This is a genomic window from Paenibacillus sp. 1-18 (genome assembly GCF_000520755.1).
GTDB classification, from domain to species: Bacteria; Bacillota; Bacilli; order Paenibacillales; family Paenibacillaceae; genus Paenibacillus; species Paenibacillus brasilensis.
On record NZ_ASSB01000050.1, the window covers coordinates 1 to 24,832 of the forward strand.

Sequence of the window (24,832 nt, forward strand, 5' to 3'; positions counted from 1 at the left end):
CGCGTGGGCATCATGAGCGCTCGGAACGGTAAGCTCTGAATACGCCCCTACAATTCGTACCCCGGCCTGAAGCTCCAAGCTTTGAAATAAGGACCCTGAAAAAGACCCGTCCTCCAAAATAGGGCTTGCTAACCTCTCTGGCATCCAGTTTATAGAGTGTGCAACCGCCTCCCCATCCGCGGTTCGTGTACGCTCCAGAACAATCATCGGCTCATGCTCGGAAAGCTCCATTCGGTCCGCAATATCCGGAGGACACGCCGAAATCCTCTGAATGGATTTCAGCTGCTCATCCTCCCGCAGCCCTGCTGAACGGATCATATCTCCGATGCTGTACAACCGATCCAATGAACTGGGAATACTGGGAAGCGGACGGGTGGCGAACGTGCCGCTCCCGTGCTTCACCAACAGCTTTCCTTCCGATTCCAGCTGGCGGATCGCTCCACGTAGCGTCGTACGCGACACTCGGAACGATTGAGAAAGCGCAGCTTCCGAAGGCAGCCTGTCGCCCGGTCCAATCTGGTTAACCTCTATATATTCCTCTATGAGCAGCTTAATGCTCTCTTGTTTGGTCGACACCGTCCAAAGCCCAGCCTTTCTCTCATAATGATGTGATTCCAGCGATATAAATCGGATTCGTAAAAGCGATCATGGTCACGCAGTCTTCCATACAGCCATACAGCTCGGCTCGTACCCAGCCCTTCTCTGCCGGGTCTTGCAGCGTTATCGTATATTCTCCTGATTGAGCAGGAATATGAATTTCAGAGCATGTCCCCTGACGACTGGTCAGCAGCAGACGAAGGCTCTGCGGCTCCAGACGATAATGGGCTGCTCTGGTCTCCATATCCAGCTGTATCGTCATCAACAGCGAATCTCCCGCCATCGGCTCTATATATTCCCCGATACTATAGCGGTTGTCCTTCCCCTTCATCTGTGCCTGCATCGTCAGTAACGGCCCCATCGTAACCGATACAGAGCCTTCGCGGATCGCCTCAACGGCCCGGATCGCCAAAGTCTCCTGTTCTCCTGCTTCCTCCTGCACACCCAGATAAGTGACCGCCGGAAGGGCATCATCCGGTTTGGCAATGTGCCAGTCCCGACCACTTACCGCCGTGATGCGATATCCCTGATTCAGCAAATCCGTCCACATCGCGAATGCCCGTTGGCTATCGCGCTTAATCGACGGCATGAGTGTTGACCATACCTCGATATAGTCGACCTCATGCCAGTCCTGAATGGTGTATTCCCAGAAGCATCCCGTACAGATCGGACTTCCAATTCGGAACGGATGGGCGATCCCTGCAATTCCTCCCTGCTCATGCACCTTACGAATCCCCTCGTGAATATCATCAGGTCCTAGAATACGCCAGTCAATAAAACGGTCTACCCCAAGCGTCAGCATATGTCCGTAAAAGGTGGTCCACTCCATCCCTGAAATGATCGGGACACCGAACTGCTGTTGAACCCGCTCCTGATCTATAAGTGCCGACTGGGTATTATGATCTGTCACGGCGATGCACTCAAGCCCAAGATTGGCTGCACTTTGGACCAGTTCCTCCAGTGTTTGCTTGCCGTCACTATGAAGCGTATGGGTATGGAGCTCTGCCGGAATCCATTTAACCATGTGCGGCATCCTCCCCCCATACCTGAATGCTGTATGCCAGAGCCTCTGTTACAACGGCATGCAGACTGACGGTTATCCTCCACATGCCTGTGGGGTTGCCGGCTGCGACAAATCCCGGCGAAGCCGCGGAAGAACCCAGCCGATGCTCCTGCTGCATCTCGGGGCGGTGCGCATTGCCCCGATGGCGAACAGGATCATCGACAGACAGCGTTAATAAATTTTGCAGTGGCGTATACTTCTTCCACGCCTCCTCAGCATGACCCGGTTCGTCGTATCCGTAGCGCCTCATGCTCTCTTCAATCATGCTTCGAGCCTGCTCCTGATCCTCCAACAGCTTCGGGGTGTACGAAAATTGAATGCGAATGATTTCTGTCGGCTGTGAAATATGAAAAGAGTACGTAATATGGCTCTGGGTACAGGAACGATCGACCGTTCCTTCCACATACAGCAGCTTGCTCATACCTGCTCATCCTTGCTTGTCGAGTAATCCGCAGCATAAGTTACTGACCCAGCCTCGTCCGCTGCCCATAGAATACCTGTTGGGGTATCTCGCGTTAGCTCAAGCGCCCGATCTGTACGAATCCCTGGTTGCTGCGGCAAATAATTTTCGTTCAACATAAAAGCATACAGTCCCGCCACCTTCATACGATCGGCACCACCTTCCAGCAGCACTGCCCTGATTTCCGCTATATCATCCAGCGCAGGCTCTCCCGATAGCTTGATCGTTGTGGAGAAGTGCGACTCTGCCCCCTCATAAGCGGCTCTAAAATCCCCGAGTCTCAAATCATGATGGCATGATGAATACCACTGCTCGGAGCCATGAAGGCGAAGCTGGATATCGACACACGCGTCCTCTTCACGTCGATTAAAGCCTGGTCTGGATGCTGAGGAGCGTTCACCGTCGGAACCAGGCAAAGGGAATTTTGACGTCTGGATAAATACATAGCTGCGCTGATGAGCAAGGGCAATAGATGACGCAAGCGCTGGCATTTCCAGCTCCTGCTGGCGCTCCATTTCCCATTGCGTAACCTGATAGGCAAAAGGAAAACGGCTCATGACCGCCTCACGCGGCTCTTCCTCTGGCTTCCACTGAAAGGCAGGTGTCAGCATAAAACGGTAATCTGACGTAATATGATCCGTAAAGTTTCCATTGGTTGTAGCCGATTGGAGCACAGGATGCCCGCCCAGACCATAGCTTCCCTGAAAAGCAGTAGTGATGTGATGCGGGCCTTGGAAAACAGCACTCAGCACATTGCCTTCTCCATCCAGCTCAACGCGATACATCCATTCAATATCTGTTGTTCTTCCCCACTTGCTCATTAACAGCGGTGCTGGCGTTCCTTCATCCTCATGGCTGAACATCATCTGATATTCGATGATCGTCCGTTCTTCCTCCTCTGCTAACGAATAAAACAGAACCAGCGGCGTATCCGTGAAACGATTTTCATAGGGATGGGACAGATTGCGGCCATACAAAAGCGGGGTGTGGCGATAGACAAGCGATCTGGCCGAAGAATCAGCCACACAGCGCAGCTCGACCCCGTCGATCCATGCTCTGGACACCAGCGGAGCAGACTCCAATTCCCGGAATTCCGCATACACCTCATAATCGCCTTCCTTCAGATACCCCAACAGACGAGTGTACACACCCAGGCTGCTGCCATAATACAAAATAACGTCCTGATTATAGACATCATTCAGGTAGAGGCGCACGAAGGCGGATTCCCGATCTGCCGCAGCCCAGTCGCTATCCGAGCGGGCCAGCAAATCCAGCTCTGCGAATCCTTCTTCCGGCATGGAAAACGTGAATCGGAACCCGTTCCCCATGCTGAGCTCGACCTCGGCTTTGTGTAAGGCAATCCGATATCCGCAATCCAGCAGGTCTTTTTCCTGCAATTCCCCGCGAAACCCGGTAATCTGCACTTCTGCTTGGCTGTTCATCCCTGTAACCTCCTTAGTGTATAGCGGCCATCTAGCCCGCATCCGCATCCTTCACCATGGTTCGAATATAAAAGTAGCCCATGAAAGAACACAGTAAAAACATAAACACCGCCATAGCGCTTGCCGTATGCGTTTCCTGATAGCTGGAAAATACCTGCTGCATGGCGACACCCAATACCTGCGGTGAGTTGGCACCGATCAGGAACGGAGCTGTGAAGCTGCCCATGATTCCCATAAAGATGAAAGTCACCGCCACCCACATCGTTTTGCAGGAAAGAGGTAAAATAAAGCAACTAAACAGCTGTAGCGTGCTGGCTCCTGCATCTCTGGCACTTTCGACCACAGCGTTCGGAATACTGGCAAGCGCCGAGCTGAGCAGCATGGTTGCGAACGGGATGTTGAACCACAAATTAGCCAGCACCAGCCCTTTGTAGTCATAAATAATCCTCGGTATGGTTTCAATGCCGAGCGGCAGCAAAAGACGTGCAGCCCAGCCGTGATTGCCATACATCGTAATGATCGCATAGGTTGCAATTACACCAGGAACAAACATCGGAATAAAATACAATCGGCCTATCCATTTCACGACGGCCCCTCTTCCAAATCTCAGATAAATAGCCAAAGCATAGCTGATGACCAGCGTAAGGGCCGTCGAGACTAGCGTGACATTGATCGTATATATGATATTTCTGCGCATGGCCGGCTCCGTGAACAGCCGAATATAGTTCGCCAGACCGTAGCCGGTTCCATGCTGGTCAATCAGGCTTTCTTTTACCGCATAGAGAATGGGAACAATAACGACGACCAGCAAAATGAGAAAAGATGGGATGACCAGGGCAAGCCCTAACATCCCTCTTTTAGAAGATGAACTCATGATCAGCCGCCTGCGACTTCACTTTGCCAGCGTTTGTAGATTTCCTGCTGAAGCTCGCCGCTGTTGAAGCTGCGGTAGCCTGAAGAAACACTGTTGAATTTCTCTTGCAGTTCTTTTGGCATCAGACTCCACTTGATCCCCGGATAGCCATACATTTTATTGATAACAACCTTCTGCGCGTCCGGTGTCAGCACATAGTTCAGGAATTCTTGCGTCGCTTCCTTCTTGGAGGAAAGGGAAGGAACCATCAGATAAGACGGCCCGCCTGTAAAAGCAGGGTCGATCTGCGTCAGCTTGATTGTGTCAGGCAGCAGCCCTTTTGCCAATTGCTCCAGCGCCATATCGGACCAGGCCGGAATCATATCCACCTCTCCGCTCGCGAGAATATCAAGCGTGCCTTGATTCTTTTTCGGATAAACACCCTTTTGATACATGGAAGGCCCCAATTCGTTGAGCAGCGAGAAGCCTTGATCCCATTTTTTCATATTAGCCGGATCATTGCTGTTCATGGCCTCTGGCGGGAGGAAGTTATAGATGACGGTATTTACAAACGAGCTGCCTGACCCACCCGTGGACGGGTCGTTATAAGCAAATTTGCCGGGATGCTGACGAATCCACGTATACAGCTCGTCTGCTGTTTTGGGAGGCGTAGCCACCTTCGCGCTATTATAGGCAAGAACTACCGAGGATGCCCGGTATGGAATAGCCTGATTATTTACTTGCTTCAGATAAGTTTCGTCCACATTGGCCAGGTTCGGAACCTTTTTGGCGTCCATCGTGTCCCACAGTTGTTCACCTACACCTCTAGTGATGTCATCCAGACTGCCCTCATACAGATCTATATCCACATTAGTTTGTCCGCTCTTTTTGGCTGCGATCAGACGATCCAGCGTCGTTGCACCTCCCGTTCCGGCTGGCAAATACACCAGCTTAACCTTGATGTGGTCATTTTTAGCTTCAAAATCCTTAATTAAGGATTCCCATAATTCTTTGACGTTCAAAGATCCGCCAGTGTACAAGGAGATCTCCGTCGTACCTGCGGCTGCCCCTGCTTTCGTGTCCTTGGCCTCTCCTGTCGTGGTTGCAGCCTTGCCACTGTTCCCACATCCGGCCAATAACGATAGGCTGAGCACCCCAGCCAAAATCAGACTCATCTTCTTTTTCCCAAACACGTTGTTTCCTCCTTTAGATGGTTGCACAAGTTCGCAACACCGCTAGATGATGCGTTCATGATGGATTAACATTGAAGCGATATAGAAGGTTAAATGGTGTACATTCACTGTGCTGCTGGAAAAGTAACAATTTTATTGAAGCTGAATCTGATCTGCTCTCCACTGCGCAGCTCGGCAGCCCGTTCACGCGGCACAAACATCTTCAGATGATCCGTCCCGCTGTCCAGCGACACCTCGGCATAATGCCCAAGAATCATCACCTGTCGGATCGTTCCGGACAGAGAAGGCTTGTCTTCATTCGTCAGAACAATATCCTCCGGTCTTACACCTACCATGGATTCACCTGTGTATTCATGCTCTTGCGGAAAAGATATTCCGCTCACGGAGACACTGCGGCCTTTGCTCACCCCCCTTAATAAATTGATGCGCCCAATAAATCCCGCCACAAACAGCGATTGCGGATTGTCATAAATCTCCTGCGGCGTCGAAAGCTGCTCGATCCGGCCTACATTCATGACCACAATCCGGTCGGAAATGGACAGCGCCTCTTCCTGATCGTGGGTGACGAATACCATCGTCATCCCCGTTCGCATCTGGATATCGCGCAGTTCCTCCCGCATCTCCATCCGCAGCTTGGCATCGAGTGCGGAGAAAGGCTCGTCCAGCAGCAATACATCCGGCTTCAGCAGCAGAGCACGGGCAAGCGCTACCCGCTGCTGTTGGCCGCCTGAGAGCTGGCCGGGCGTCTTGCGTTCCGCCGTCTCCAGCCGCACCAGCGCCAGCGCTTCCTTGACCTGGCGGTCGATCTCTGCCTTTCTCACCTTGCGAATCTTCAGTCCGAAGGCCAGATTGTCATATACCGTCATATGCGGCCACAGATTAAAGCTTTGGAACACCATGGCTGTCGGGCGCTTTTCGGGAGGCAGCTTCAGTACGCTTTTACCCTGAATCCGGATGTCACCGCCGTCCGGGTCAAGAAAGCCGCCAATTGAGCGAAGCACGGTTGTTTTGCCACAGCCGGACGGACCAAGCAGCGTTACCAGTTCTCCCTTCATCACGTCAAGTGAGATGCCTTTGACTCCGTCTCCTGTCTTAAAGCGTTTGGTTAACTCTTGAATGGATAGTTGAATGGATAGTTGAATGGACATTAGCTAGGCTCCTTTTGACCAATTACGTTATTTCACCTGAAATCCGCCTGCCAGTACATCCGCACTTACAAACCGCTTGGCAGCCAATAGCAGAATAATCGTTGGCAGAGTAAGAATGACCGAGAAAACAGCACCTGTTGTGCTCGGATAATCGGCAATAATGGAATACATAATGACTGGCATCGTTTTATAATCTGGTGTTCCGACCAACAGTGTCCCCTGAGCCTCATCCAGTGAAGCAAGAAAGGTAAAGATGGAGGCGACCACAATGCCGGGCAGTGCCATAGGAAAGGTGATTTTCCAGAACACCCGAAATGGTCCGGCTCCGGCATCCCTGGCTGACTCCTCTTGTGCGCGATGTACGCTGCGGAACGCAGAGGAAGGAATCCAGGTCATATACATGAGCGTGTTCACCATGTGGATTAATACAATGCCTACAAAGGTGTTCATCAACCCGAATTGGTAGAACAGCACAGCGATGGACACATACAAGCCCATTTTCGGAAAAGCGTGCGTGAGCAGGAATGAGAATAGGAACCACTTACTGAGCGGAAAGGAAATCCGTGCAAAGGCATAAGCAGCAGGAACACATACAATAATCGAGCAGACCGTAACGGTAATAGCAATCAGGAAGGATAGGGATATCGAGCTGAGAACGTCATCCTGGGTAAGCACAAACTTCCACCATTCCAGTGACAGGCTCTGCGGGAGCGGTGCAGGATACTGCCATTTTCCCGAGACCGCCAACAGGAGCAAATTGGTCAGAGGCCCTAGGAAAAAAATGACGAAAATGACAAGCACGATGAATTCCACAATTTTGCGTGTGCCGAGTGAGCGAAGATACCAGTTCATAATTCATCCCTCTCAAGACGTCTAGACGTCCGAATCTCTTTTCAATTTGGATTATAGAGAGGGTATATTATCACAAATCGACAAGGAGGATAAGTTTATGTAAAGAGAAGGAATCCGTTTAACACTTCAACAATAAAAAAAGAGAGAGCTGTTAACAGCCCTCTCTCCTTGAACGTATATGAATAGCTCTATCAATAAGTCTTACAAATAAATTGGAAGCACCTGGTTCGTTTGATCACGGTTACGACCCACAGAGAAGATGGCGATTGGGATGCCTGTCAGCTCAGATACGCGTTGTACGTAATTGCGGGTATTCTCAGGCAGTTGCTCCAGTGTTTTCACACCAGTAATGTCTTCGCTCCAGCCCGGCATTTCTTCGTATACCGCTTCACACTCCGCCAGCATTTTCAAGCTTGCCGGATAATGCGTAATGATCTCACCACGGTATTTGTAGCCTGTGCAGATTTTGACTGTTTTCAAGCCAGTCAATACATCCAGCGAGTTCAGGGAGAGACCCGTAAGTCCGCTGACACGGCGGGCATGGCGCACAACAACGCTGTCAAACCAGCCTACACGGCGAGGACGACCTGTAACTGTACCGTACTCATGACCTGTTTCACGGATATAATCACCGATCTCATCGTTCAGCTCGGTTGGAAACGGTCCGTCGCCTACGCGAGTTGTGTACGATTTAGCTACACCGATTACCTGTTGAATTTTGGACGGTCCGACACCGGAACCGATACATACGCCGCCAGCCGATGGGTTGGAGGACGTTACGTACGGATACGTGCCTTGGTCGATATCGAGCATAACGCCTTGCGCACCCTCGAACAGTACCTTACGATTTGCATCAATCGCATCATTCAACACAACAGACGTATCGCCTACATAAGGACGAATAAATTCCGCATACTCCAGATATTGCTTCAGTATTACTTCTACATCCAGCGGCTCACCGCCGTATACCTGTTGGATCACTTGATTCTTTTCCTTCGTGAGAAGACGCAGCTTCGTTTCGAATTCCTCCGCATCCAGCAAATCAGCAATACGGATACCGTTACGTGCAGCTTTATCCATATAGGCAGGGCCGATTCCTTTACGCGTCGTACCAATTTTGTTAGGACCTTTGCGGTCTTCTTCCAGCACGTCCAGCGTCATATGGTAAGGCATAATCACATGTGCGCGGTCACTGATGACCAGATTTTTCGTAGAAAAGCCATTATCATGAATGTAAGTAATTTCTTCAATAAGAGCGGCTGGATTCACTACCATGCCGTTGCCAATAACACACTTTTTATCTTCATAAAAAACGCCGGATGGAATCAGGCTCAGCTTGTACTTTTTACCGTCAATGAGAATCGTATGACCAGCATTGTTTCCGCCTTGGTAACGGGCCACTACTTCAGCGCTTTCCGCCAGATAGTCCGTGATTTTACCTTTGCCTTCGTCTCCCCATTGTGTTCCCACAACGACTACAGTTGACATGTTTCATTCCTCCGTGGAGTGCCCACAGACACTCTGATTTTGAGCTGACGCGCTACGCATATCTGGCTCTAATTGCCTCACCAGCCAGATACGGAGCGTTCTCGGACAGCAGGAAAAAACGTCCGTCGCAGACATTCCATAGGTCGGAATGCCCCGGGCGTATTGATCTCCCCACTGCGTTGAAGCAGCACTATAAGTGTACCAGTACCATTTTTCAAAGTCAAATAAAAAACGAACAATATATCACATGAAAATAGTATTGTTCGTAATTGGGAGTTTCAATCCTTATATGAAAACATGTAAATAGACTATGAAAAGGCTCTTTCGACATCGTGAGACACGCGTCGAGAGAGCCTTTTTCTAATGATATGAATACGTTAGCCAGCGAATGCATCCGAATGGGCACGCTCGTAATTGGCGAATTTATTATAGTTTTTGAGAAACACCAGCTCTACCGTTCCGACCGGGCCGTTACGTTGCTTGGCTATGATAATCTCAATAATATTTTTCTTTTCCGTTTCCTGATTATAGTAATCATCCCGGTACAGAAACGCGACAATGTCAGCATCCTGCTCGATGGAACCTGATTCCCGCAAGTCACTCATCATCGGTCGCTTGTCTTGACGCTGCTCCACACCCCGGCTCAGCTGGGAAAGGGCAATAACAGGCACTTCAAGCTCACGGGCAATTTGCTTCAATGTCCGTGAAATTTCGGATACCTCCTGCTGCCGATTCTCGCCTGCTTTGCCGCGTCCGTGAATAAGCTGCAAGTAGTCGATCACGATCATGCCCAGTCCCTTTTCCGTCTTGAGACGGCGGCACTTGGCACGGATATCAGCGACAGTGACACCAGGCGTATCGTCGATATAGATCTCTGCCTCAGACAAGGCTGCAATCCCCATCGTCAGCTTGGCCCAATCTTCGTCGCCTTTAAATTCACCTGTCCGCATGACGTTCGCGTCCAAATTAGCCTCGGCACAGATCATCCGCTGCACGAGCTGGGCTGCCGACATCTCCAGACTAAAAATGGCTACCGTCTCTTTCGCCCGCACTGCAACGTTTTGCGCAATATTCAGGGCGAACGCCGTTTTACCTACGGATGGACGGGCCGCCACAATGATCAAGTCATTGCGCTGGAAACCCGCCGTCATCTTGTCCAGGTCAACAAATCCGGATGGAATTCCGGTTGTATTGCCCTTGTTCTGATGCAGCATTTCGACACGGTCGAACACTTCCATCACGACATCACGGATGGCGATAAAACCACTGCCTGAGCGCCCGTTGGATATTTCCATGATCTTGCGCTCGGCATCGCTCAGCATACCGGCGACATCCTCACCGTTGCTGTAGCCTTCACTCACAATTTGCGTAGCTGTGCGAATCAGACGACGAAGCATCGCCTTTTCTTCAATAATCTGGGCATAGTAATCCACGTTAGCCGCTGTTGGCACTCCGTGAGCCAGCTTGGCCAGATAACTGACTCCGCCGATATCCTCCAGCTGACCTTTGTCCTGAATCTTCGAGGTCAGCGTAACCAAGTCAATCGGCTGCCCGGATTCACCCAGCTCAATCATTGCTTCGTAAATCATCTGATGAGCCTTATCGTAAAAATCCTCGGTCTGCACCCGCTCCATCGCGGTAATCAGTGCTTCGGACTGGAGCAAAATGGACCCGATAACCGCCTGTTCAGCCTCCAGATTTTGCGGAGGAATCCGATCAAAAAATTCGCCGCCCATAATTATTCTTCAGTCACCTGAACCTTCAGCGTAGCTTTGACCTCAGGATGAAGTTTGACGGTCATTTGAGTCACGCCCAACGTACGAATCGGTTCTTCCAGCTCGATTTTGCGTTTATCCAGCTTGATCCCAGTTTTGGAAACAGCCTCTGCGATTTGCTTGCTTGTAATCGCGCCGAACAGCCGTCCACCTTCTCCAGCCTTCGCTTTGAGCTGAATCGTTGTCTCTTCCAGCTTTTTGCCGAGTACTTGCGCCTCTTCCTTTTCCTCTTGCTTGCGTTTTTCCTCAGCAGCGTTCTGATTCTCCAGCGTTTTCATATTTCCTTCCGTTGCTGGACGGGCAATACCCCGCGGCAGCAGAAAATTCGCTGCATAACCGTCGGACACTTCCTTAACCTGCCCTTTCTTGCCTTGGCCCTTCATATCTTTAATGAATATCACTTTCATTCAAATAACCCCTCTTCCCCATCAATTTCGGCCAGCACGTCGACCACTCTGCGTTCGGCTTCCTCCAGCGAGCAATCCAACTGGACCGCCGCATTCGTCAGATGTCCTCCGCCGCCTAGCCGTTCCATGACGACCTGTACGTTCATGCGCCCGAGCGAACGGGCGCTGATCCCCACCAGGCCGTCAGGACGTTCACTGACCACAAAGGAGGCCAGTACATCCGTCATATTGAGTAATGAATCCGCCACCTGAGCAATCAGAAGCTGCGGAATTTTTTGTCCGGGCTCTGTCACCGCAAGCGCGATGTGCCCATATATCATTTTAGCATGCTTAATAATTTCCGCCTTAGCAATATATTCATCCAGGTCCTCTTTTAGCATGCGCTGGATCATGACTGTATCTGCCCCGCTACGCCGCAAAAAACCGGCCGCCTCAAACGTACGTGAGCCTGTATGCAGGGAAAAATGCTTGGTATCCACCGTAATCCCGGCCAGCAGCGATGTCGCCTCCAGCGGTGTCAGTTGGACCTTCTCATGGATATACTGCAGCAGCTCAGTCACCAGCTCACAAGCCGATGACGCATACGGCTCCAAATAGATCAGAACCGAATCGTTAATAAATTCCTCGCCCCGACGATGGTGATCTACCACGACTACTCTGCTTGCCGTCTGCACAAGACGTGGCTCAATCGTCATCGAGGCCTTGTGCGTATCTACCACGACCAGCAGGCTATGCTCGGTCATGGACTGAAGCGACTGCTCTGGCGTCATCAGTGCCTGCGACAGCTTCTCATCCTTGTTCACCTGCTCCATCATCCGGTCGATGGACGGATTGGATTTATCCAGCACGATATGCGCTTCTACATTGTACAGCGCTGCGGCCTTCCACACGCCGATGGCCGCTCCGACTGCATCCATGTCCGGTATTTTGTGTCCCATGATCAGCACGCGGTCACTCTCCTGCATCAGATCACGCAGCGCATGGGCAATGACTCGGGCACGCACCCTTGTACGCTTCTCGACAGCGTTAGACTTGCCTCCGTAAAAGGAAAGGCGCTGCCCGGCTTTCACTGCTGCCTGATCGCCACCGCGTCCGAGCGCCATATCCAGGCTGGACTGAGCCAGCTCGCCCAGCTCCTTGATACTCTCGGCACCAAAGGACAAACCGATGCTCAGTGTCATGGGCACTTTCAAGTCCGCTGTCATTTCCCTCACCGTATCCAGAATGACGAATCGACTCTGCTCCAGCTCCTGAAGCGCTTTGTGATTCAACATAATGAGATAGCGCTCGGATGACAAACGGCGCAAATAAATGTTGTAATGATTCGCCCAGGACGTAATCTCGCTCGTCACCTTCGCAATAAGCGCAGTGCGCTGCTGATCGTCCATTCCCTGAGCGGCCTCGTCCATATTATCGAGCATGACGATACCGAGCGCCAATCGCTCGTTTTCATACTGCTTGCGCAGCACCGCCAGCTCCGTTACTTCATACAGGTATATCAGTCGCTCATCCGGTACGATCAGAAATTGGTAGTGGCGCTCATCATGCTGTAGCTCCACCTTAAGCTCGCGAGTAAGCTCCTTTGTTTCCTTTTTGGCACTTAAAGCTCCCGCTAGTTGAGGAAATAGGTCTTGCAGAGGCTCGCCTATCAACGACTGCTCCTCGAACATCTCCCCGGCAAACCGATTGTGCCATTCTACCGTTCGATTTTCACTGTATAAAATGATCCCAAACGGCAGTGTGCTGATTGCTTCCCCCTCTACCCGCTTGATCCGGAAGGAAAGACCGCTGATATATTGATTCAATTCCCGACGAAAATCCAACTCCGTCTTCAGCATCAGCCCGCCAAGCAAGAATGACAGCAGCAGTCCCATCACACCCAGTTCCCAATTGTACATGGAAATACATATGACAAGCACCAGCAGCAACAAAAACGCCCAGACAGTTTGATAGCCGTGCCAGCGTTTTTGTAGAAATTTAGGCATGACTGTTCACCCTATTTCTTTGATCTTGTAATAGCTTCACGCAGCGGAAAGGCCAAATCAATAATACCTATAATGCGGAGCGGCTGGAACACCAGTACGACGAGCGACAGCAGCAGCGCAATCACCGGACTCATTTTACGGCTATGCGTCCAGAAATAAATAAATCCAATGGTCTGGATAATAAAGCAAGCGTGGATCAGCGGCAGCATACTGATGGAAACCATTTGAATCCAGCTGCTATCCGAGGAATCCGCTATCCATCCGATCACAATTGCCAGCAGATAGTACCAGATAAGCGCGCGCGGCAGCCTCCACTCCCGAGCCGGCTTCATTTTGCGTACCGGCACATCAAGACTACTCAGTGCCGGACGTACCAAGGCGTGTGTGATTACAGCCAGTAAAAAGGAGGTCACGATCAGCACATATGGAACTTTACCGATAAGCATCGTACCGAGCCGCTGTGTATCCTCCGCAGTCCAATTTGTGCCCGAAAACGTCGGATTCGCACTTAAAATCTGCTGTACAATATTTGCCGTTATCTCAGCCTGATCACGAAGATACTGCGAAAGATCAAACCCAAATGAATACGTAGCGACGAGCAGTACAACCAACAACTCGGCTAAAATAACGCCCATTCCTGTCATCAAAGCATGAAAAGAAGATCCTCCCCTTTTATATACCCGTCCCATCAATATGGAGGGAATCAGGAAATAAATCGCAGGGAGCAATGAATACACATCCAGTAGCGCTAAAATCAGTAGCGCCGGTATGACATGAATCAGAAATCCTTTGAAATGCAGCGATGAAAACAATACAGCGCCAGGCACAATTAGCAAAAATACGGTAATGATCTTCAATGGTGTCAATAAAGTCAGCAGCAGAAGCAAATAAATGACGCTCCATGCTACAGTTGCCAAGCGGAATTTCAACGTTTTCACCTCTTACGCATATGTTCTTCCAGTGCAGAAATATCCTGATACCAATCCTCCAGCTGGTGTCCTTCTTTTCTGTGTCTTCTTAGCTTGTCGATGAGTAGATCATCCAATTCACGGTAAGGCACACCAAGACGCCTTCCCAGAATATAACTACTCATTATTAAGCTTGCCAGACAATCGCCAATACGGGCTGTACTGCCTTCCCACATCGCTTTAAACAGACGGGAAACTTGGTCAAGAACCTCTGTTTTGAGCCATTCAATAACCTTGGCCCTTTTCACAACATCCATTTCTTTAGGCATATGATGAAGAGTCACACCCCTCTGAAAAAGCTTTATTCTCCATTATAGCATATCCTATTCTGAAAATAACTGTTACCCCATGGGGTAAATCGTTATTTTCAAAGCAGCTATGAGCTTATTTTAGGAAGAAGTATTAAACGATTCTCTGGACACAAACTTTTCACAATACTCTATAATCTGGCTGCGGCGCACGATACCGATAAACCGGTCCATATCATCCACAACGGGTACAAAGTTCTGTACTTTAGCCAAATTAATTAAATCCTCCATATTTGCATCAATGGACACCGGCTTCATCGAAACCCGCAGCGGAACGTCCTTGAGCATAAACTTAGAAGCGTTTTCAAAGGTGATTTTCCCCTCAGACTCTTTCATATGCCATAACAGATCACCTTCTGTAACTGTACCCGTATATCTACCTTCCTTATCCAAAATGGGAACCGCTGTGAAACGGTGATACTCCATCCGCTCCAACGTTTGCCGCAACGTAGCATCCGCCGTTACACAAGCGACTTCCTGTTTGGGAAGCAAGAAAAAAGCGATATTCATGAGAACGAATCCCCCTCAAAATCAAATGTAAATCAATTGATTACTCACTGAATGTCCTGCTTGTCGGGAAGCTTCAGCGTCTGCGGGGTTGTACCGGAATCCAGCCAATTCGCAATCATAAGTCTGGCATATTCCAGTTCTTGTTCATTGGCCCGATCGTAATACACGCCCCTCTTCTTGAACCCTTCCCCCGTAATCGTAAAACTTGAGATTTGTGGTTCACCCTGCGTAATAGCCTGCTTGCCAAGCCCTGTAATAAAAGCAGGCTCCATATCGGTCTTGAAATTGGCTCCCATAATATCGAGCAGCTCTGGAATTTTGGAAATTCCGTTGATATTCAGCAGCTTATCCGCCATAGCGTTCAGGAAAATTTGCTGCCGTTTTGTACGGTTGAAGTCGCTATCTTCCCGATATCTAACATAATACATGGCTTCTTCACCATTATAAAGCGGCTTGCCCGCCTCAATGCGAAACTTGATATGCAGCGGATCTTTGTTTTCAATCGGCTTGTCGATTGGAAGCACAACCCCGCCCACGGCATCCACTGCATCCTGAATACCCTGAAAATTAATCGTAGCGTAATAATCGGCCTTATGTTCCATCAGCTTCTCTACCGTAGCCATGGACATACCTTCGCCTCCAAACGCATAAGCATGCCCCAATTTATCAAAATCATCCTCACCATCACGATTCGGATCGTGTCCAGCAATCTGTACATACATATCCCTTGGGATGGAAATCAAAAGCACACGCGATTCCGCAGGCCGCACCGCCGCATAAATAACCGTATCCGAGCGACCGCGCGCCTTTTCGTTTGGCCTTTGATCGGTGCCGAGCAGCAACACTGAAAACGGCTCTTTCTGGTAGGCTACTGCGTCCTGTCGCTTCTGTTCTCCAGACTGGCGCGGCTGATAGGACTTCTCCAATTTTCTTTCCAGCGTCGGAGACACAAACCAGTCAAAAGCCACCAGTGTTAGCTGTTTGCGGAACAGATACCCTCCCGCTGCGATCAGAAATAAAACAATACATGAAAGATATAGGGCGGTAAACCTTTTTTTCTTTTGAGACTTGCCGCTGGTCCTTCTCTTATGTCTTCTCTCCATAACAGGTTCCTTCCTTCTTTCCTTCACAAATCCCATCTCTTCATTAAACCCAATAGATCCCTTATGAAGCGGAGGCTTCCCCTCAAAGCATAAAAGGTCTGCTGCCTTGTTGTCAAAAGTGCCACAGCGCAAACCCTTCAAACTCATAGCAAAAAGGCTTTGCCCTCACGGTCAAAGCCCCAAATTCATATTTATAGTCTGTCTCCTATGTAGCTTTCGGATTGATTTCTTGCCTTAGTGCAGCGACAGTTTCACAGTGAAAAACCATAATCGAACAGCTTCCGTGTCTGCTTAAATCGCTCTTCCTTGCTTGGCGCACCAAGTACCACAGCAATTAACCGTCTGCCATGCTGTTCAGCGGTACCCGTGAAGCAATATCCGGCATCACTCGTATACCCGGCTTTCAGGCCATCCGTTCCGGCGTAAGAGTACGGTCCAGCCAGAGAAGGCAGCATCCAGTTTGTATTACTAATGTAGAGTCCCTTATCCTTTAACTCCATTTGCGTACGACTGGACATTCTTAGAATCTCCGGATGTGACGCAATCAGGTAAGAGGCCAGCTTTGCCGTGTCGCTTGCTGTCATTTTGGTTTCTCCGCGAATATCCTCGGGATGATTCGGTCCCAATTCACTCTGCCCTGCTCCAGACGCATTGCTAAAGCGGCTGTCGGAGGATAATCCAATTTGGGCGGCTTTCTCGTTCATACGCTTCACAAAAGCCGCTTCATTGCCTGCCGAGCGCTCTGCCAGTGCTACAGCGGCATCATTGGCTGAATACACAACCATACTCTGGAACAGTTCGGATACCGTCATTCTTTCACCATACCGCAGAGATAGATTTATCCCCCCCACCGTACTCGCGTAACGGCTAATTCGCACCTCATCATTCCAGCCTAACCGTCCAGTCCGAATATCCTCCAGCACCAACAGCTCGGTCATGAGCTTGGACATATTTGCGGAGGGCATAGGTGTATTGCCGTTGACATCCATCAGCAATTCCCCAGTATGCATGTCCATCAGTACCACAGCCTCTGCATCCACATCCGGCTTCCCAACCAACAGGCGGGGTCCAAGTGTAATAAAAATCAATATTATAAGGACCGGGATAATAATAGCCCAACGTAACCAGTGTTTTTTCATCATCGTAATAACCCCCATACTTATTAGACGATGAAAAATTCATTTTGTCTGCAATTTTTCGAAAAAAAGATACAATTTTTTTACCTTTTTTATTTTATGCCAAATATCCGCTCACCCCTGTTTGCAGGATAGCGGATATTGAGGCTTTTTATAATAACATGTTAGGCAAAATGACAGGCTACAAAATGCTGGCTACCCGCATCCCGATATACCGGAGCTTCTCTTTCACAGCGTGCTTCCGCCATAGGACAGCGCGTATGGAACTTGCAGCCAGACGGTGGATTAGCCGGAGAAGGAATGTCCCCTTTCAGTACAATTCGCTGTCTCTTGATCGTCGGATCGGGAATTGGAACCGCCGATAGCAGCGCCTTCGTATACGGATGGAGCGGATTGCGGAACAGCTCCTCCTTGGAAGCTAACTCTACCATCGAGCCCAAATACATTACACCAATGCGGCTGCACAGATGCTCAACTACACTCAGATCATGCGAGATGAACAGATACGTCAATTGGCGTTCCTGCTGCAAATCACTTAACAAGTTAATAATCTGGGCCTGAATGGACACATCCAGCGCAGATACAGGTTCGTCTGCTACAATAAAATCAGGATTTAGGATCAAAGCCCGTGCAATCCCGATCCGCTGGCGTTGACCGCCTGAGAACTCATGCGGATACCGATCATAGTGATACGAGGACAGTCCACATATGTCCAGCGTTTCGTTAACCTTATTCCGCAACTTACCACGGTCAATCAGCCCGTGATCCAGCAATGCCTCTCCGATGGCTTCACCAACCTTAATTCGCGGGTTCAACGAGCTAAAAGGGTCCTGAAAGACGATTTGCAGCTTGGGTCGAAGCGCCCGGATGCGCTCCTTGCTTAACGTATGCAGGTCCTCTCCTTTGTATCGCACCGACCCATCTGTCTTATCCATCAGCCTGAGGATGGTCCGCCCAATCGTACTTTTTCCACAGCCTGATTCCCCTACCAGACCGAAGGACTCTCCCTTGTGAATGCTAAATGATACATCATCGACCGCTTTCACATGTCCGACAGTACGCTGAAAAATCCCCCCCGTGATCGGGAAATATTTCTTCAGCCCTTCCACCTGAATTAAAGGCTCGCTCATATTCGTTGCCCTCCTTCTTTCTCATATAACCAGCAGGCAACCTTATGACCATTCTCCTTTTCGTTCAAGGGAGGGGCCTGATCCTTGCAAATTTGCATACAATGCGCACACCGATCATGGAAATGGCAATTCTCTTCCAACTCAATCGGATTGGGGACCTGACCGGGGATGGAGTATAGTCGATCCATTTTCTGATTAATGACAGGCTTCGCCTTTAATAGTCCTTGAGTATACGGATGCTGCGGGTTTTTGAACAGCTCAATGACAGGAGCCTCTTCAATGACGTTGCCGGCATACATGACGACCACATAATCAGCCATCTCTGCCACAACACCCAAATCGTGCGTAATCAGCATAATGGATGTCTTCAGCTTATCCTTCAAATCCCGCATCAAATCGAGAATTTGTGCCTGAATTGTCACATCCAGAGCCGTTGTCGGCTCGTCTGCAATCAGCAGCTTCGGATTACAACTTAACGCGATAGCAATCATGATCCGCTGGCGCATACCGCCACTCAATTCATGGGGATAGGAATGGAATATTTCCTCCGAGCGAGAAATGCCTACCAAGCTAATCAGCTCAATCGCTCGCGTACGTGCTTCCTTTTTACTCATTAATGTATGCATAAGCAGCGGTTCCGTAATCTGTTCTCCGATCGTAAGCACCGGATTCAGAGAAGACATCGGCTCCTGAAAAATGATCGAAATGTCATTACCGCGAATCTGCTGCATTTGACCTTTATTAAGTGTTAAGAGGTTTTTGCCATCAAACCAGATTTCACCATCTGAGGTGTGGGGAGAATCAATCAGTTGCATCATCGTCATCGCTGTTACACTTTTACCACAGCCAGATTCCCCTACCACACAAAGCGTTTCACCCTCACGAATTTTAAAACTGACGTCATTGACCGCTTTGACAGTTCCGTTAGAGGTATGAAAGTGGGTTTTCAGGTTACGAAATTCAATCAAAGCATTTTCCATAAACGTTCGTCTCCTACTTCTTCATTTTAGGGTCCAGTGCATCACGCAAACCGTCGCCAATCAGGTTAATAGCTACAACTGTAATGAGAATACACATTCCCGGTGGGACCCATATCCAAGGCCGTTTGCGGAAGTCGATCAGGTTATTCGCAGCCGAGATCATATTTCCCCACGAAGGTGTGGGCGGGACCACGCCAATTCCCAGGTAACTGAGCGCAGACTCTGTAATAATCGCACCCGCCACCCCCAGCGTAGCCGTAACAATAATGGTAGGAATGGTATTCGGCAGCAAATGACGGAATATTTTACGGCGATCCCTCAAGCCCAGAGCTTCTGTAGCCTGCATAAACTCCTGTTCACGCAGCGTAAGAATTTGCCCTCTGACCAGACGGGACAAGCTCGTCCAGCTTAAAGCCCCGATAATGAGCATCAGAAAATAAATCCGTTTCGACGGATCGACCTTCAAATCGGATAAAACCGCACCTAAAATAATGAGCAGCGGCAACGTAGGCAATGCCATAAAAATATCAGCAACCCGCATAATAATCGTATCCACGCTTTTACGGTAAAATCCTGCCAACGCCCCTAACGTCGCACCGATTGCGACCGAAATAAACGTAGCAACCAGTCCCACCGTCAAGGAAATACGCCCCGCCAGCATTGTACGCAATAAAATATCCCGACCAAACTTATCCGTACCAAGCCAGTACTGAGCATTAGGCGATAAATTTTTGTCAGATAGCTTGTAATCATCCAAATGATAAGGTGAAACCATCGGCCCAAATATACAGATGACCACCATCAGAATCAAAATAACGAGTCCTGCCAAAGCCAGACGGTTTTGGTTAAAACGGCGCACGGCGATTCTCCATGGAGACGCTTCAGGACGGATCGCCGCCTTTTGATTGGTTTCAATCGTGACTGTTTTCGCGGACAATAGTATCCCTCCTATTTCAAGCGAATTCTTGGATCTGCCATGCCATACAATACGTCAGAAAGTAGATTGCCAATGAGCGTAAGGACTGCCAGAAAAATGGTGAATCCCAGCATAAACGGATAGTCCCGCATGCTGATTGACTCCAGGTACACCTGCCCCACCCCCGGCCACACAAACACCTTCTCCAGAATCATTGCCCCGCCAAATAAGGCCGGGAGCTCGAAGCCGAGCAGTGTGATTGCCGGAATGAGTGCGTTGCGCAAAGCGTGCTTGAAAATAACCGTCCGTTCCTTCAAGCCTTTGGCGCGTGCAGTACGGATGTAGTCCTGACGGATAACCTCCAGCATGCCTGTACGAAAATACCGGGTTAGGCTGCCTGTACTCAACATCGTAAGTACGAGTGTCGGCAGGAACATATGCTTGAGAATATCCACCATATAAGCCCACGAACCTGGCTCCATTCCTGCTGTGGTCATGCCACCAACCGGAAGAATCCCCCATTCGAGTGCAAATATTTTAATCACCAAAAGACCTATAAAGAATGAAGGCAGTGACATACATAAAAAAATGAACAACGTGACAAACTTATCGAACAACGAATATTGAAACTTGGCTGAAAATACCCCGGCAATAACCGCAATCAGCCAGCTAAAAATAAGACTGAAAAAAGCGATAATAAACGAGTTCCATACATAATTGCCGATAACCTTCGTTACCGGCTGCTTATGCTGTAATGAATCTCCCATATTTCCCTTCAGCATATTGCCAGCCCATATAAAATAGCGTTGGTACTCCGGCTTATCCAGCCCGTAGATATGTCGTAGCTGCTGCGCCTTCTCGGCGGTCATATTCGGGTTCTGCTTGGCTGTAATATAATCACCCGGCACCATGGCTGAAATCGCAAATACGATAATGGATATGCCAATAAGTGTGGGGATGAGCTGCAGCAGTCTGCGAATAATGTACTGCTTCATAATCATTCCTCCAGACGAATAAAGTGATATGCCCAGCCCGTGAGAGCTGAGCATACGATTGGCAACCCTTATTGAGCGATTTGAGCGTTATGCAAAGTGAATTCAAAATCCTTGTATGGTGAGATATCAAAGCCGGATAAACGTCCATTAATCGGCCACATATCTCTGCGTTGGTACATAAAGATAACTGGCAAATCCTTGTTCAGTTCTTGATAAAGCTGTTTGTAGATCTCCTTGCGCTTCTCTTGATTCAATTCATGCTTACCAGCTAGTGTCAACTCATCAACCTTTTTATTCGAGTAGCCGATATCATTTTGTGCACCATTCGTAATAAAAGTCGTTGAATCCGGATCAGGTGTCAATCCCCAAGCTGCAAAGAACATATCATACTTGCCTGTATCCTTTTTATCCATAATTGCGTTAAAATCCAGCGTTTCGGACGACAGCTTAATACCCAGTTCCTTATAATTGTTCGTCATAATCGGCAGCAACGCTTCTACAACGGGGTTATCAGCGGTCGCAGAGAAGTTAATAGCCAGCTTCTCTCCGTCCTTCTCACGGATACCGTCCGCGCCAACCTTCCAGCCTGCCTCATCCAGCAAAGCCTTCGCCTTAGCCATATCGAATTCATACTTATTAATGCCTTCATCCGTGTAAGACCAGGATTCTGTAGACTGTGGAATGTTAATCACATTCGCATATGGACCGTACACCCCTTGTACAATCTCCTTACGGTTCAAACCGATGGTCAGAGCTTGGCGTACTTTAGGGTCCTGAAATTTCTTTTCTTTGTGGTTAAACGCAATATATCCATAGCCGTTCGTCGGCATAATATGCACATCCAGGAAGCCGAGGGACTTCAATTCCTCTACGTTATCTTCGGTAACCGTAACGTTATCCATATCTGTTTCACCCGTTTGCAGCATAGACAGATTCGTTTCTTCCGTCGTTGTTTTGAAAATAACCGATTTCACCTTCGGTGCGCCTTTGAAGTAGTTTGGATTCGCTTCGAATACGACCTGTTGCCCCGGAGAAAAGCTCTTCAACACATACTGCCCGGAGCCGAGTGGCTTATTATTAAGCGCCTTGATGCTATCCAGATTACCCTTTTTGTAGCCTTTTCCGTAATAAGCTTCTGGCATGAAATAAATCTCGGCGCCCAAAAAATCCTTTGTATAGGCTGTTGCTTCTGTAACCGTTACTTCTACCGTGTTATCATCAATGATTTTGATACCGGAGATATCATTTGCTTTACCATCGTGATATTCTTTACCGCCTTTAATTTTGAACGACAGAACGTCAGTTTCACCGTCGTAATTCGGATCATGCAGCACCTTGAGAACAAAGGCGTAATCCTTCACCGTTACCGGCGTGCCGTCGCTATACTTCACACCCGGTTTCAGATGGAATGTATATTTTAGACCATCCTGTGATACATCAACTTTGTCAGCCAAGCTATTTTCATATGTACCATCTGCTTTCACCTGTAAAAAGGAATCAAACACTGTTCTGACTACATATAAATCGTAAGTCGTTTGCCAGAAAAGCGGGTTAAATACCCCTTTAGGTGATGTCATGCCTACCACAATATTATCTTTCCGATTGGTTGCTCCCGGCCGATTTTGTGTCAGATCAGTTGCTTTAATGACACCCTCCGTCACTTGTGTACCGGCTTCATTACCCTCTGTTTTTTTGTCTGCATTGCCCTGCTGTGGCTGTGCCTCATTAGCACCCCCGCTGCATCCTGCAAACAGAACACCAACAATCGTAAGCACCATAAGCAAAGAGACCCATTTCTTCGTCTTTACCATCCTGTTAATCCCCCTTAGTCGGTTCTTTATTTAACAGTTTGCCTCATTCCTGCGGTGATTCGTTAAAGCTTAAGGTTTGAAAATGAAGTCGTCACACCCTTCTTACTGTCACCTACGATAGCGTAAAAACGCGTTATAGACCTTTGGTCAATTTTTTGCTCACTGGCAAACATTACATTTTTATATAAGGTTTATCTTACGTGTAAAATAATATCACGTCAATATCTTTTTTTATGTAATATAAAAAGTTTAAATATCTATTTATGTAAAGTTTATGAATTTAACTTGTAGGAAATGAAAAAATACATAATTCAATGTAACCTAAAATAACATTACGGAGTGCCGGAATGTTTGCTCTGGCGAGTTGGGAGAGTTGTAATTTTACAAGTGAATAAAAGATAATCTTACGTTCTATGGTTAAACATGGATTGTATTATTAGTAAGTTACAATAGATGGCACTTGTTGTCAATATAAAAAGTCATAAAAAAAGAGACATTCCCGGAATCGGGAACATCTCTTTTTTATTCCATTCACTACTATTCAGTAGTGTAAGGAAGCAATGCGATTTGACGGGAACGTTTGATCGCGATTGTCAACATACGTTGATATTTCGCGCTTGTTCCAGTCACACGACGAGGAAGAATTTTTCCACGTTCGCTGATGAATTTTTTAAGCAGGTCTGTATCTTTATAGTCAATGTGAGTAATTTTGTTCACAGTGAAGAAACATACTTTACGACGTTTGTTGCGACCACCACGACGAGCTGGTCTTTTGTTATCGTCTCCGCCTTCTCTTTGTCTGAAGCCCATTCTTTGTCAGTCCTTTCCCAATTAAAATGGTAAATCATCATCCGAAATATCGATCGGTTTTCCGTCATCGGAAAAAGGATCCTGATTGTTTCGCGAGTTATTATTCCCGCGTCCACTATTGCTGTTACCGCCCCCGAAAGGAGACTCCTCACGCATACCTCCACCGCTATTGCCGCCACCGTTGCCGCTATCGCGGTTAGATTCCAAGAAACGTACATTATCAGCTACAATTTCAGTCACGTATACACGTTTTCCTTCATTGTTCTCATAATTACGTACTTGAACACGGCCTTCAACAGCCGTCAGACGACCTTTACGAAGATAGTTAGCGCACGTTTCAGCAAGCTGACGCCAGGTTACGATCGGCAAGAAATCCGCTTCCCGTTCGCCGCCTTGACTTGTAAACGGACGGTCTACAGCCAGGGTGAACTGGGTTACTGCTACACCGGACGGTGTATAGCGCAGCTCCGGATCTTTGGTCAACCGACCGATCAGAATGACACGGTTCAACAATCCAATCCCCTCCTTTGAGCGTTGTTCATTACATAATCACGCACAATAATTAAGCTACGTCGTTCGTAATGAGATAACGAATTACTTCGTCAGAAATTTTCATGATACGCTCAAGCTCAGTAACAACAGCAGGTTCTGCTGTGAAGTTTACCAGAACGAAAGAACCATCACGGAATTTCTTGATCTCATACGCAAGACGGCGTTTAGTTACATCGTGATTCGTAATTTCGCCACCGCCGTTGGAGATGATACCTTGGAATTTGTCGACTGTCGCTTGAACAGCTTCTTGTTCAATGTCAGGACGAATAATGTACATCACTTCATATTTGCGCATTCTTTACACCTCCTTATGGACATAAGGCCCTCAATCTTAGTTGAGAGCAAGGAAC

At 48.5% G+C, this 24,832-nt stretch carries 25 protein-coding genes; all 25 read right to left on the bottom strand.

The window, feature by feature from the left end; all coding sequences use genetic code 11:
• A partial coding sequence (locus L693_RS0102970; protein WP_025715990.1) for a GntR family transcriptional regulator occupies nucleotides 1–576 on the bottom strand: 576 nt, incomplete at its 3' end.
• A gap of 22 nt (nucleotides 577–598) precedes the next feature.
• The gene (locus L693_RS0102975) at nucleotides 599–1,621 is read right to left on the bottom strand and encodes a CehA/McbA family metallohydrolase (protein ID WP_025715991.1); all 1,023 of its coding nucleotides are present in this window, start codon (nucleotides 1,619–1,621) and stop codon (nucleotides 599–601) included.
• The gene (locus L693_RS0102980) at nucleotides 1,614–2,081 is read right to left on the bottom strand and encodes a hypothetical protein (protein ID WP_025715992.1); all 468 of its coding nucleotides are present in this window, start codon (nucleotides 2,079–2,081) and stop codon (nucleotides 1,614–1,616) included. Before L693_RS0102980 ends, L693_RS0102975 begins: the two co-directional genes overlap by 8 nt.
• Nucleotides 2,078–3,562 carry a hypothetical protein gene (locus tag L693_RS0102985; protein WP_025715993.1) on the bottom strand — a complete coding sequence of 495 codons (1,485 nt, stop codon included), beginning with the start codon at nucleotides 3,560–3,562 and terminating at the stop codon, nucleotides 2,078–2,080. The genes L693_RS0102980 and L693_RS0102985 overlap by 4 nt, the downstream gene beginning before the upstream one ends.
• 31 nt (nucleotides 3,563–3,593) lie before the next feature.
• Nucleotides 3,594–4,436, bottom strand: coding sequence for an ABC transporter permease (locus L693_RS0102990; protein ID WP_025715994.1), 843 nt, complete (start codon nucleotides 4,434–4,436; stop codon nucleotides 3,594–3,596).
• 2 nt (nucleotides 4,437–4,438) lie between these two features.
• Nucleotides 4,439–5,608 (bottom strand): extracellular solute-binding protein, encoded by a 1,170-nt coding sequence (locus tag L693_RS0102995; RefSeq protein ID WP_025715995.1) that lies wholly within the window; start codon nucleotides 5,606–5,608, stop codon nucleotides 4,439–4,441.
• A 104-nt stretch (nucleotides 5,609–5,712) separates the two neighbouring features.
• The gene (locus L693_RS0103000) at nucleotides 5,713–6,756 is read right to left on the bottom strand and encodes an ABC transporter ATP-binding protein (RefSeq protein WP_049825039.1); all 1,044 of its coding nucleotides are present in this window, start codon (nucleotides 6,754–6,756) and stop codon (nucleotides 5,713–5,715) included.
• A gap of 27 nt (nucleotides 6,757–6,783) precedes the next feature.
• Nucleotides 6,784–7,608 (bottom strand): ABC transporter permease, encoded by an 825-nt coding sequence (locus L693_RS0103005; RefSeq protein ID WP_025715997.1) that lies wholly within the window; start codon nucleotides 7,606–7,608, stop codon nucleotides 6,784–6,786.
• 201 nt (nucleotides 7,609–7,809) lie between these two features.
• Nucleotides 7,810–9,096 (bottom strand): adenylosuccinate synthase, encoded by a 1,287-nt coding sequence (locus L693_RS0103010; RefSeq protein WP_025715998.1) that lies wholly within the window; start codon nucleotides 9,094–9,096, stop codon nucleotides 7,810–7,812.
• Nucleotides 9,097–9,473: 377 nt separating this feature from the next.
• Nucleotides 9,474–10,832: a replicative DNA helicase gene (gene dnaB, locus L693_RS0103015; protein WP_007433205.1), complete on the bottom strand. Its 1,359-nt coding sequence runs from the start codon at nucleotides 10,830–10,832 to the stop codon at nucleotides 9,474–9,476.
• A 2-nt stretch (nucleotides 10,833–10,834) separates the two neighbouring features.
• Nucleotides 10,835–11,278, bottom strand: a complete 444-nt coding sequence (gene rplI, locus L693_RS0103020; RefSeq protein WP_025715999.1) for a 50S ribosomal protein L9 — start codon at nucleotides 11,276–11,278, stop codon at nucleotides 10,835–10,837.
• A complete protein-coding gene (locus L693_RS0103025; protein ID WP_025716000.1) occupies nucleotides 11,275–13,263 on the bottom strand; it encodes a DHH family phosphoesterase in 1,989 nt (662 codons plus the stop codon). Before L693_RS0103025 ends, rplI begins: the two co-directional genes overlap by 4 nt.
• Before the next feature lie 11 nt (nucleotides 13,264–13,274).
• Nucleotides 13,275–14,192 carry a DUF2232 domain-containing protein gene (locus tag L693_RS0103030; RefSeq protein WP_025716001.1) on the bottom strand — a complete coding sequence of 306 codons (918 nt, stop codon included), beginning with the start codon at nucleotides 14,190–14,192 and terminating at the stop codon, nucleotides 13,275–13,277.
• 5 nt (nucleotides 14,193–14,197) lie between these two features.
• The gene (locus tag L693_RS0103035) at nucleotides 14,198–14,500 is read right to left on the bottom strand and encodes a MazG-like family protein (RefSeq protein WP_025716002.1); all 303 of its coding nucleotides are present in this window, start codon (nucleotides 14,498–14,500) and stop codon (nucleotides 14,198–14,200) included.
• Nucleotides 14,501–14,620: 120 nt separating this feature from the next.
• The gene (locus L693_RS0103040; RefSeq protein ID WP_025716003.1) at nucleotides 14,621–15,049 is read right to left on the bottom strand and encodes a CBS domain-containing protein; all 429 of its coding nucleotides are present in this window, start codon (nucleotides 15,047–15,049) and stop codon (nucleotides 14,621–14,623) included.
• Between the two features lie 44 nt (nucleotides 15,050–15,093).
• Entirely contained in the window at nucleotides 15,094–16,152 is a 1,059-nt protein-coding gene (locus L693_RS0103045) for an LCP family protein (protein ID WP_025716004.1), read from the bottom strand.
• A 251-nt stretch (nucleotides 16,153–16,403) separates the two neighbouring features.
• Complete coding sequence (locus L693_RS0103050; protein ID WP_025716005.1) at nucleotides 16,404–17,294, bottom strand: D-alanyl-D-alanine carboxypeptidase family protein; 891 nt, start codon at nucleotides 17,292–17,294, stop codon at nucleotides 16,404–16,406.
• Between the two features lie 158 nt (nucleotides 17,295–17,452).
• On the bottom strand, nucleotides 17,453–18,418 hold the full coding sequence (locus L693_RS0103055; protein WP_025716006.1) for an ABC transporter ATP-binding protein: 966 nt from the start codon (nucleotides 18,416–18,418) through the stop codon (nucleotides 17,453–17,455).
• Nucleotides 18,415–19,398: an ABC transporter ATP-binding protein gene (locus tag L693_RS0103060; protein ID WP_025716007.1), complete on the bottom strand. Its 984-nt coding sequence runs from the start codon at nucleotides 19,396–19,398 to the stop codon at nucleotides 18,415–18,417. The genes L693_RS0103055 and L693_RS0103060 overlap by 4 nt, the downstream gene beginning before the upstream one ends.
• Nucleotides 19,399–19,411: 13 nt before the next feature.
• Nucleotides 19,412–20,335: an oligopeptide ABC transporter permease gene (gene opp4C, locus L693_RS0103065; protein ID WP_025716008.1), complete on the bottom strand. Its 924-nt coding sequence runs from the start codon at nucleotides 20,333–20,335 to the stop codon at nucleotides 19,412–19,414.
• Nucleotides 20,336–20,346: 11 nt separating this feature from the next.
• Entirely contained in the window at nucleotides 20,347–21,309 is a 963-nt protein-coding gene (locus L693_RS0103070; protein WP_007433226.1) for an ABC transporter permease, read from the bottom strand.
• A 68-nt stretch (nucleotides 21,310–21,377) separates the two neighbouring features.
• Complete coding sequence (locus L693_RS0103075; RefSeq protein WP_025716009.1) at nucleotides 21,378–23,120, bottom strand: ABC transporter substrate-binding protein; 1,743 nt, start codon at nucleotides 23,118–23,120, stop codon at nucleotides 21,378–21,380.
• A 537-nt stretch (nucleotides 23,121–23,657) separates the two neighbouring features.
• Nucleotides 23,658–23,930, bottom strand: coding sequence for a 30S ribosomal protein S18 (gene rpsR, locus L693_RS0103080; protein WP_007433228.1), 273 nt, complete (start codon nucleotides 23,928–23,930; stop codon nucleotides 23,658–23,660).
• Nucleotides 23,931–23,951: 21 nt separating this feature from the next.
• Nucleotides 23,952–24,443 (bottom strand): single-stranded DNA-binding protein, encoded by a 492-nt coding sequence (gene ssb / locus L693_RS0103085; protein ID WP_010346813.1) that lies wholly within the window; start codon nucleotides 24,441–24,443, stop codon nucleotides 23,952–23,954.
• A 49-nt stretch (nucleotides 24,444–24,492) separates the two neighbouring features.
• Nucleotides 24,493–24,777 (bottom strand): 30S ribosomal protein S6, encoded by a 285-nt coding sequence (gene rpsF / locus L693_RS0103090; RefSeq protein WP_007433230.1) that lies wholly within the window; start codon nucleotides 24,775–24,777, stop codon nucleotides 24,493–24,495.
• Between the last annotated feature and the right edge of the window lie 55 nt (nucleotides 24,778–24,832).